Here is a 10,310-nt window from a genome sequence, read left to right as displayed (position 1 = left end):
AGCATGTAGAGGCTATCAGAACGCCAACAAGGGCAGGGGACAGCGAAAGTACCGTCCGAACCACAGGTGGCAGGGATGCGATCACATCCCCGTCGTGAAAATGGGCTAAGGTCAGGAAGAGCAGGAGATACTCTACCACCAAGGCTCCAGGCACCGCGAAAAGCCTAAGCATCATGGAAAACGACAATGTTGCGCAGCTTGAGACCTACGCACCTAGTCTTCTACTGATCTAGGTTTTGGTCAGAGAGCCTGCGACGCCGGTTCGCGACTATGATGGCGAGCGCACCAATCACAAAGGCAACTGCGATCAACGCTCCTTCCGCACCGACTTCAGGAACGGTGGCGCAGAAGTGGGGTACACCCCTGCCGTGACCGAAACATGAAGCTCCAGGCGATTTCGCAGCAGATTGAAGAGCAAGGCCAAAATAAATGCTGGCGACATAAAGAACTAGGGAATATTTCGTCCTCATAATATTCGCCCTTATCTAAGAGTAAGGAAAATTAAGATACGCATAAATAGCATATAGCCGTAACAAAATCTAGGCTCCACACCCATTGATTTCGAAATTTTGACGTGATTCAGGTTCCGCAAGGAGACCTGATCGATGAGCAATCTTTTCTGGCTGACCGATGCCCAGATGGCGCGCCTGAAGCCGTTCTTTCCCAAGAGCCATGGCAAACCCTGTGTCGATGATCGTCGTGTCCTCAGCGGCATAGTCTTTATCAATCGCAATGGGTTGCGGTGGTGTGATGCGCCGAACGAATACTGCCCGGCAAAGACCCTTAATTACCGCTGGAACGTTGGAGCGACAACGGGGGCTCGCCCGGATCAAAACCGGCCTGGCCGCCGCGAGCGTCGAGCACAAGACGATCATGATGGAGGCGACCTATCTATAGTCACACCGGACGGCATCGAGCCTGCGGGTGAAATCTGGGGCGTGGACGCCAGATCGGCCGGACAAAAGTCGGTATGAACACCAATTTGCATGGCTTCACCGACGACAAGGGAGGGACAACCGGGTTCTACATGTTGGCCGGTCCGGTGAGTGATTACACCGGCGCGGCCGCGCCGCTGATCGGCCTACCGCAGGCGGGTTGGCTTCTGGCCGACAGCGGCTGTGACGCCGATTGGTTCAGAGAAGCTTTTAAATACGAGGGAATAAAGGTTGACCTGCTCCCCTGAAAAGTCCGCGGTTTGAGGTTAGCCTGTTCTCGAAACGAGGAGACAGACGATGCGGAAAAGCCGTTTCAGAAAAGAGCAGATCATTGGCATCCTGAAGGAGCACCAAGCCGGGATAGGCGCCAAGGAGCTCTGCCGGAAGCACGGCGTCAGCGATGGCACGTTCTACAAGTGGCGCTCGAAGTATGGGGGCATGGAAGTGTCGGAGGCCAAACGGCTGAAGGCGCTTGAGGCCGAGAACGCGAAGCTGAAGAGTTGGAGGGATCAGCAAAGGCCCCAGTGGGGCGTTTGCCCCGAACAACGCTGGCGGAGCAGATGCTCGATGTCGCCACGCGCAAGGAGATGCTGGGAAAAAACTTCTGAAGCCCGGTGCGAGGCGGAAAGCCGTGGACTGGGCCATGACAGAGAAGAGCTATAGCCAGCGACGGGCCGCTGCCCTGGCCGGGATCGATCCGCGTATCTACAGACGACGATCAACCAGACCTGCGGACACCGAGCTGCGAGAGAGGCTGAACGAGCTGTCCAGCGAACGGCGTCGCTTCGGCTATCGAAGGCTGCACCTGCTTCTTGGCCGCGAAGGCTGGAAGGTGAACTGGAAGAAGCTCTACCGCATCTACCGAGAAGAAGGCTTAACAGTCCGTAAACGGGGCGGTCGCAAGCGGGCCCTGGGGACCAGGGCGCCCATGGCGATCCCGCAGGGGCCGAACCAGCGCTGGTCGCTGGACTTCGTGTCAGACAGCCTGCTCGATGGTCGCCGCTTCCGGGTGCTCTGCGTCATCGACGACTTCAGCCGGGAATGCCTGGCCGCGGTCGTGGACACCTCGCTGTCAGGGCAGCGCGTTGGGCGTGAGCTCGACAGCATCGCTCGGGTGCGAGGCTATCCATGCATGGTGGTCAGTGAGCGAGCCTTGTCCGCCATTGGTCCGAGGACAATGGCGAGCGGCACGGAGCTGACCTCGAACGCCATCCTCAAATGGCAGGAGGAGCGCCGGGTCGAATGGCACTACAACGCTCCGGGAAAACCGATGCAGAACGGCTTCGTCGAGAGCTTCAATGGACGGCTGCGTGACGAATGCCTCAATGAGCACCTGTTCGCCAATCTGCGCCATGCCATCGCCCATCGGGCTCGGACCGATGGCGTCTCGATGGACGATCCTGATCGAGGCGTGGCGCGACGACTACAACCACCACCGCCCCCACACGAGCCTCGACGGGCTCACTCCGTGGGAGTATCACCAACGGTCAGTAGAGGACCAAACCCTGAACAGGGCTACTCATAAGCACGGACTCTATGGGGAGCAGGTCACTACGACGGAGAAACGTAGCGTGCTGCTTACTCCGGGCTTGTCCCGAAGAGGCAGCACGCCTCCAGTCTGTCGGTACGCGCGCCATCTGCCGGACAGGGACCTTTGCCAGTTACCAGAGTTCGATCTGGACACGTTCCTTAGCACTGAGTTGCGCGTAAACCGCTCCCATGGCAGTCTTACTCCAATAGATAACTATCTGTTTTTAATAGGAGTCGCACTTGATGGTAGCGCGCACCGTTACACAGGTGGTAGACGGATAAGGGAAATTATGTGAAATATTTGGCCGAAGTTCCATGTCCAGCGTTGCACAGACGCACAAGACTCGGGAGTCAGCCCCTTTGAACTGGTCCACCGACAATGCGCGAAGTCCGGTAGGATTATGGTGAATTTGACGAATACGGAATGGCTGGATAGCGAGAGAAGGTGGAAGACACTGTCCCCAAGTTACGTAAGGTCGAGATGCTGCTTGGCCAGAGCCCTTCGATGGCCGATGCAGTGCGCCAGATCGGGATATCGCAGCACACGATCTACCGGTGCCGGAAGCATTTAACCCGGACCACTCGCTGGGGTCAGCTCACACGACTCCGTGGCAGGGTTTTTACTTCAACCGCCCGCAGCAGCGCACTTGAGAGGTCTCAACCTTTCATAAGGCGCAGCACGTGTGGAACCGAAATCGTTCGGTTCGAGGTCCAAGGCGCGGGTTTGAACACACCGGAGCTTCACTCGGACCAGACGGAATGCCTCTGGCTCCACCGCAAGGACCGAAGGAACTGGTCGAGGCCGACACCGGCCCCACGCCCTCCTGCGTGTCCCCAGCAAAGCCGCGCCAGAACTTCCAGCCTGAATCTCTGAAACAGCGCAATCGGCCCGCTGTAGCCTAACCGCCTGCGCCATTGCACTTTTATGACACCATAAGCTTCAGCTTATGTCCTGCCCGCCGAAATTGTCGTTTGCGACGAAGGCCCCTCTGCCGCGACATCATCGCCACGCAAAGAACCATAATTTCGCCAGCAGGGGCCTTCATGAAACAAATATTCGCATCCACCGCGGCCATCGCAATTCTCGCGTCGCTCGGCAGTGCCGTCTTTGCCGGGGGTGAGCACCGCCTCGTGTTGACCAGCGAGGCCGGCGACCGCGAGAGCCCGGTGGGCAAGGCCATGACCGCCTGGGCCGAGAAGATCGGCGAGAAATCCGACGGCCGCATCCGCGTCGATGTCTTCTTCCAGGGCGAACTCGGCGGCCAGCAGGAGCTCTTCGACCAGTTCGTGCGCGGCAATGTCGACATGATGATCACCTGGCCGCAGACCTCCTACGACCAGCGCATGTCGGTGATGTTCACGCCCTACCTCGTGATGGGCTGGGACGACGCCATCGAGAGCTATTCAGAGGGTGGCTGGATCAGCGATGTCGTGCAGCCGATCTACAAGGACATGGGCCTGCACTACTTCGGCCCCTTCCCCGAGGGCTTCGGCGGGATCGCCACCAAGGGCGCCGCTGCCACCTCCTTCGAGGAGGCGCAGGGCATGAAGGTGCGCTCGCAGCCGATCTTCCCGCTGCCGCAGACCGTCCAGGCCATGGGTTTCCAGGCCGTGCCGATCGACTGGTCCGAGGTCTACACCTCGATCCAGACCGGCGTCGTCGACGGCGACAGCTCGAACGTCATCTACTGGGACGTCGAGTATTTCGGCGACCAGCTCGACTACTTCGTGCAGTCCTCGCACAACTTCTCGACCTTCTACCTGCTGATGAACGAGGGCAGCTGGAGCGCGCTCGACGCGGAGGACCAGGGCATCCTGACCGAGGCCGCCGGCGAGGTGATCTCGGCGCAGTTCCAGGCCGCCCGCGCCGAGGACGAGAAGTGGATCAGGACAGCGCAGGAGCGCGGCATGGAATACATCGTGCCGACCCCCGAGCAGAAGGGCGCCTGGGTCGAACGGGTCCGCGCCGAGGTCTGGCCGCAGATCGAGGACGTGGTCGGCAGCGAGATCATGGACAAGGTTCGCGCCAACGCCTCGAGCCCCGAGTAAGGCCGCCGTCCGGGCGCAGGCACGCCCTGCGCCCGCTCCCTCCCCAACTCAAGGATCCGGAGATCATGGTGCCCCTTCTTTCCCGTCTCGATCAGCTTCTCGGTTTCGTGCTGAAGGCCGTCGTCGTGCTCACCGGGCTCGCCGTCGCGGTGATGCTGGTGGTCGGCATCTTCTTTCGCTCGGCGCTCGAGCACCCGGTGTTCGGGCTCGAGGAGATCGTCCTCTTCAGCGTGATGTGGTTCTACATGTGCGGCGCGGTGCTCGCCTCGCGCGAGCGCTCGCACCTCGCGGCGGACTTCATGTCGGTCATGGTGAGCGACCCGCGCAAGCTGCGGATCATCGGCACCGTGACCACCTTCATCTCGCTCGTGCTGGCGATCTTCTTCACCGCCTGGGCCTGGAGCCTCGTCTCCTGGGGCGTCGAGCGCGGCCAGAGCACGCCGGTCTTCTCGCTGCCCATGTGGGTCAGCCAGGCCAGCCTGCTCTTCGCGGCGTTCTGCTTCGTTCTCTACCTCGCGCGGGACCTGGTCCGCGACCTCAGCGGCAAGGAGTCCTGACCGATGGGAGCCGTCTACGCAATTCTCGCCGTCGTGGCGCTCATGATGCTGGGCGTGCCGGTGGTCTTCTCCTTCGCCGCCATGACGCTGGTGCTGTCGCTGGCCTATGACGTCGACATCTCGTCGCTGATGACCACCGGCTTCTGGTCGGTCAACTCGATCATCCTGACCGCGCTGCCGCTCTTCGTGATGACCGGCTACCTGATGCAGTCTGGCGGGCTGGCACGGCGGCTGGTGGAATTCGTCGAGACCCTCGTCGGGCGCTCGCGCACCGGCATGGGGACCTCGATGGTGGTGGCCTGCGGCGTCTTCGGGGCGATCTCGGGCACCGGCTCGGCGGCGGTCGCCTCGATCGGCTCGATCATGATCGACCCGATGGAAAAGCATGGCTACAGCCGTGGCTACACCTCGGCGCTGCTCGGCATCTCGTCGCTGCTGGGGCTGCTCATCCCGCCGTCGATCACCATGATCCTCTTCGCCGTGGTCACCAAGCAATCGGTCGCCGCCTGCTTCCTCGCCACCATCGGGCCGGGCATCCTGCTGATGATCGTGCTGTCGGTGCTGAACACGCTGCACGTCCGGCGCAACGGCGGCAACAGCAAGGACGTGATGAGCTGGGCGGTGCGCGCCCGCGCCATCGGCTCGGACGGCTGGAAGGCCGCCCCCGCCCTGCTGCTGCCGGTGCTGATCCTCGGCGGCATCTACGGCGGCATCTTCACCCCGACCGAGGCCGCGGCGCTCTCCGTCGTCTACGCCATACCCGTCGGCTTCTTCGTCTACCGCGAGCTGACGCTGAAGAGCCTGCTCTCGGCGGTCGTCGAGGCGGCCACCACCACGGGCGTCATCATGATCATCCTGGTGTTCAGCTTCGTCGCCTCGCGCATCTTCACCCTCGAGCGCGTGCCGCAGGCGCTGACCGACCTGCTGCTCGGCACCTTCGAGAGCCCGGTGCTGATCCTGCTCCTGGTCAACGTCTTCCTGATCCTGCTCGGCATGATCATGGACGACGTCAGCGTGATCGCCATCATCAGCCCGCTGGTGGTGCCGGTGATGCAGTCGATCGGCGTCGACCCGGTGCATTTCGCCGCGATCATCGGCACCTCGGTGGTGATCGGCGCGAACAGCCCGCCGATGGCCCCGATCCTCTTCATGGCCTGCCGCGTCGGCAAGGTCGGGATGAAGGACGTGATCCGCCCCGCGCTCTTCTTCATGACCTTTGCCGCGCTGCCCGTGATGCTGGTGACGACCTACTGGCCGGACCTCTCGCTCTTCCTGCCGCGCGCCGCCGGCTACCTGCCCTGATCCCCTTCCGAAAGGTGACACCATGACCTTCAGACTGACACTCGAGGGGATCTACACCCCGCTCGTCACCCCGCTGAACGCGGACGGCTCGTTCAACCTGGATCGCCTCGCCGACATCGTCGAACACCTCATCGAAAAGGGCGTGCACGGCCTGATCTCGGGCGGCTCGACCGGCGAGAACTACGCCCAGACCGTCGAGGAGCGCCTGCAGCTGGCGACGTTCATCACCGAGGCCACGAAGGGCCGCCTGCCGGTCATCGTCGGTACCGGCGCGATGCGCACCGAGGACAGCATCGCGCTGGCGAAAGGCGCGCGCGAGATGGGCGCCGATGCGCTGCTGCTTGGCACCCCGCCCTACTCGGTGCCGACGGAGCGCGAGAACGCGCTGAACGCGCTGGCCATCGACCGCGCCGCCGACCTGCCGATCATCCTCTACAACTACCCCGGCCGGATGGGCGTCAGCATGGGCGAGGAGTTCCTGAACCGCGTCAGCCGCTCGCGCAACGTGATCGGCATCAAGGAAAGCTCGGGAGACATCAACCGCGTCCACCTGCTGGCCCGCGACTACCCGCACATCCAGATGTCCTGCGGCATGGACGACCAGGCGCTGGAGTTCTTCGCCTGGGGCGCGCGCAGCTGGATCTGCGCCGGCTCGAACTTCCTGCCCGAGGAACACGTCTACCTCTACGAGACCTGCGTGCTGAACGGCGACTTCGTGAAAGGCCGCAAGATCATGTCGGCGATGATGCCGCTGATGCGCGTGCTCGAGCAGGGCGGCAAGTTCATCCAATGCGTCAAGCACGGCACCACCGTGCAGGCCGTGCCCACCGGCGGCATGCGCCCGCCGCTCAAGGGGCTCAACATCGACGAGAAGCGCGAGCTCGAACAGGTGATCCGCGTGCTCAAGACCACCATCGCAGACATCAAGGCAGGGAACTGATCCGATGACCGATCTTCTGACAAAGGCTGAATACGCAGCCCTCGCCAAGTCCCTCGACCTGCCGGTGAACGCCTTCATCGACGGCAGCTTCCGCCCGGCGCAGTCGGGCAGGACCTTCGAGACGGTGAACCCCGCCACCGGCGCCAAGTTGGCCGATGTGGCCGCCTGCGGGTCCGAGGACGTGGACTTCGCCGTTGCCAAGGCGCGCGAGGCCTTCGAGGACGGGCGCTGGTCGCGCCTGCATCCGGGCGCGCGCAAGGAGGTGCTGCTGAAGCTGGTGAAGCTGCTCGAACGCAACCAGCCCGAGCTGGCCGTGCTGGAAAGCATCGACAGCGGCAAGCCGGTCTACGACTGCGCCACCACCGACATCCCCGAGACCATCCATTGCCTCAAGTGGCACGCCGAGCTGATCGACAAGATCTACGATCAGGTCGCCCCGTCCTCGGACAGCCACATCGCGCTAGTCGTGCGCGAGGCGGTCGGCGTGGTCGGCCTCGTGCTGCCATGGAACTTCCCGCTGCTGATGCTGGCGTGGAAGATCGGCCCGGCGCTGGCCGCGGGCTGCTCGGTGGTGGTCAAGCCGGCGGCCGAGACTTCGCTCTCGACGCTGCGCCTCGCCGAGCTGGCGATGGAGGCCGGCCTGCCCGCGGGCGTGCTGAACGTCGTGACCGGCAGCGGCGCCGAGGTCGGCGAGCCGCTGGGCCGTCACCCCGATGTCGACATGGTCTCCTTCACCGGCTCCACCGCCACCGGCCGGCGCTTCCTGCACTATTCGGCCGACAGCAACCTCAAGGAAGTCGTGCTCGAGATGGGCGGCAAGAACCCCTGCATCGTGCTCGATGACGCCGAGAACCTCGACGTGGTCGCGGCGCATGTGGTCAACGGTGCGTTCTGGAACATGGGCGAGAACTGCTCGGCGGCCTCGCGGCTGATCGTGCAGTCGGGCGTCAAGGCAAGGCTCCTCGAGAAGGTCGCCGCCCATGCCCGCGAATGGCCGGTCGGCGATCCGCTCGACCCCGAGACCCGCATCGGCGCGCTTGTCTCCAAGGCGCATTACGACAAGGTCGCGGGCTATCTCGGCAAGGTCGGCAAGGGCAAGGTGGTGATCGGCGGCGAGGCCAACGGCACCCATGTCTCGCCCACCGTCGTCGAGATCCCCGGCAATGACCATGTGCTCGCCCGCGAGGAGATCTTCGGTCCGATCCTGTCGGTGATCGAGGTCGGGAGCTTCGAGGAGGCGATCCGCGTCGCCAATGACACCGACTACGGGCTGGCGGCCTCGATCTTCACGTCGAACGCCAAGCGCGCCATCCGCGGCGCGCGGATGATCCGCGCCGGCACCGTCACCGTGAACAGCTTCGGTGAGGGTGACATCTCGACCCCGTTCGGCGGCTACAAGCAGTCGGGCTTCGGCGGGCGCGACAACTCCATCCACGCGCATGACCAGTACACCCAGCTGAAGACGATCTGGCTCGACCTGAGCGATGACGCCGGCGACACTGTCGACTGACCTTCCCTCCGGGGGCGGCACCCTGCCCGCCCCCGCCCCCCTTGCGCACCTCAATGCCCCCGTGGGCTCCGGCCCCGGTTTCGGGAGTTTCCCCATGTCTCGAAGCTACACCGCCCGCCGCACCCCGCGGCACACCGGGGCCGCCGCCTGGGACGCGATCCTCGGCCCGCGCGCGCCCCATGCGCCGCTGCAGGGCACGCAGACCTGCGATGTCGCGGTGATCGGCGGCGGCTTCGCCGGGCTCAGCGCCGCGCGCCGCCTGCTCCAGCTGGCGCCGCAGGCAAGGATCGCGCTCATCGACGCCGGCCGCATCGGTCAGGGCGCCTCGGGCCGCAACTCCGGCTTCATGATCGACCTGCCGCACGAGCTGACCTCGGACAATTACGCCGGCGAGACCAAGGCGCAGGACCAGCGGGTCATCCGCACCAACCGCGCCGCCATCGCCTTTGCCGCCGAGGCGGTGCAGGAGCTTGGCATCTCGCCCGAGTTCTTCCGCCGCGACGGCAAGGTCAACGGCGCGGCCGGCGACAAGAGCCACCGCCAGAACCTCTCCTATGCCGCGCATCTCGCCACGCTGGAGGAGCCACACGAGGCGCTGGACGCGCAGGCGATGTTCGAGCTGACCGGCAGCCGCCACTACCTGTCGGGGCTCTACACGCCGGGCACGGTGATGCTGCAACCAGCCGGCTATGTCCGCGGCCTCGCCGCCGGGCTGGCGCGCCACATCCGCCTCTTCGAGGACAGTCCGGTCCTCTCGCTCGACCGCGGCAACGACGCATGGACCCTGCGCAGCCTCGCAGGTGAGCTGCACGCCGGGCAGGTCATCATGGCCACCAATGGCCATCTCGAGAGCTTCGGCTTCATGCGCAACCGGCTGATGCACATCTTCCTTTTCGCCTGCATGACCGAGGAGCTCTCGCCCGAGGCGCTGCAGCGTCTCGGCGGCGCGCCCTGCTGGGGCATCACCCCCTCGGATCCCATGGGCACCACGCTGCGCCGGATCAGCATCGGCCAGGGCGGCAACCGCATCGTCACCCGCAGCATCGCGACGATGGAGCCGGGCATGGAGACCACCCCCGCGCAGATGCGCCACGCCGAGGGTGTCATGCGCCAGAAATTTGCCGACCGGTTCCCCCAGCTGGCCGGGGTGAAGATGGCGCACGGCTGGTCCGGGCACCTCTGCCTATCGCGCAACCATGTCTCGGTCACCGGCCGGCTCGACGACGGACTCTTCGCCGCCTGCTGCCAGAACGGTCTCGGCACCGCGCGCGGCACGCTGACCGGGATTTGCGCCGCGGAGCAGGCGCTTGGCCACGAGAGCGAGATCACCCGCTTTTTCGCACAGGAGCCGGAACCAACCCGCCTGCCGCCCGCGCCCCTTGCCAGGATCGGGGCGAACATGTTCATTCGGTGGCGCGAGCACCAGGCGCGCAGCGAGTGACGATCCGGCGAAAGGCGAGGCTGGCGATGACAGGCACCCCGAGGCA

General features: G+C 64.3%; 6 protein-coding genes and 2 pseudogenes. All 8 read left to right on the top strand.

Going from position 1 to position 10,310, the window contains the following annotated elements:
* Positions 1-605: 605 nt before the first annotated feature.
* Positions 606-1,168: pseudogene (locus PVT71_RS28405) on the top strand (IS5 family transposase); the annotation flags it as partial.
* Positions 1,169-1,232: 64 nt separating this feature from the next.
* Positions 1,233-2,419: pseudogene (locus PVT71_RS28400) on the top strand (IS3 family transposase); the annotation flags it as partial.
* Positions 2,420-3,509: 1,090 nt separating this feature from the next.
* Positions 3,510-4,514, top strand: a complete 1,005-nt coding sequence (gene dctP / locus PVT71_RS28395) for a TRAP transporter substrate-binding protein DctP (protein WP_353476527.1) — start codon at positions 3,510-3,512, stop codon at positions 4,512-4,514.
* Positions 4,515-4,582: 68 nt separating this feature from the next.
* On the top strand, positions 4,583-5,071 hold the full coding sequence (locus tag PVT71_RS28390; RefSeq protein WP_353476526.1) for a TRAP transporter small permease: 489 nt from the start codon (positions 4,583-4,585) through the stop codon (positions 5,069-5,071).
* A 3-nt stretch (positions 5,072-5,074) separates the two neighbouring features.
* The gene (locus PVT71_RS28385; RefSeq protein WP_353476704.1) at positions 5,075-6,373 is read left to right on the top strand and encodes a TRAP transporter large permease; all 1,299 of its coding nucleotides are present in this window, start codon (positions 5,075-5,077) and stop codon (positions 6,371-6,373) included.
* Between the two features lie 22 nt (positions 6,374-6,395).
* Entirely contained in the window at positions 6,396-7,313 is a 918-nt protein-coding gene (locus PVT71_RS28380; protein ID WP_353476703.1) for a dihydrodipicolinate synthase family protein, read from the top strand.
* A gap of 4 nt (positions 7,314-7,317) precedes the next feature.
* A complete protein-coding gene (locus tag PVT71_RS28375; protein WP_353476702.1) occupies positions 7,318-8,823 on the top strand; it encodes an aldehyde dehydrogenase in 1,506 nt (501 codons plus the stop codon).
* A gap of 94 nt (positions 8,824-8,917) precedes the next feature.
* The gene (locus PVT71_RS28370) at positions 8,918-10,264 is read left to right on the top strand and encodes an FAD-binding oxidoreductase (protein WP_353476701.1); all 1,347 of its coding nucleotides are present in this window, start codon (positions 8,918-8,920) and stop codon (positions 10,262-10,264) included.
* The last annotated feature ends 46 nt before the right edge of the window (positions 10,265-10,310 follow it).

The sequence above is a fragment of the Salipiger sp. H15 genome (assembly GCF_040409955.1).
Taxonomy (GTDB): Bacteria; Pseudomonadota; Alphaproteobacteria; order Rhodobacterales; family Rhodobacteraceae; genus Salipiger.
The sequence above is the reverse complement of the archived record's forward strand: the minus strand, read 5'-3'. Positions and strand labels throughout refer to the sequence as shown.

What these genes read in the sequence shown, in the direction of transcription:
- dctP (WP_353476527.1), top strand. Translation starts at nt 3,510, where the DNA reads ATGAAACAAATATTCGCATCCACCGCGGCCATCGCAATTCTCGCGTCG.
- PVT71_RS28385 (WP_353476704.1), top strand. Translation starts at nt 5,075, where the DNA reads ATGGGAGCCGTCTACGCAATTCTCGCCGTCGTGGCGCTCATGATGCTG.
- PVT71_RS28380 (WP_353476703.1), top strand. Translation starts at nt 6,396, where the DNA reads ATGACCTTCAGACTGACACTCGAGGGGATCTACACCCCGCTCGTCACC.
- PVT71_RS28375 (WP_353476702.1), top strand. Translation starts at nt 7,318, where the DNA reads ATGACCGATCTTCTGACAAAGGCTGAATACGCAGCCCTCGCCAAGTCC.
- PVT71_RS28370 (WP_353476701.1), top strand. Translation starts at nt 8,918, where the DNA reads ATGTCTCGAAGCTACACCGCCCGCCGCACCCCGCGGCACACCGGGGCC.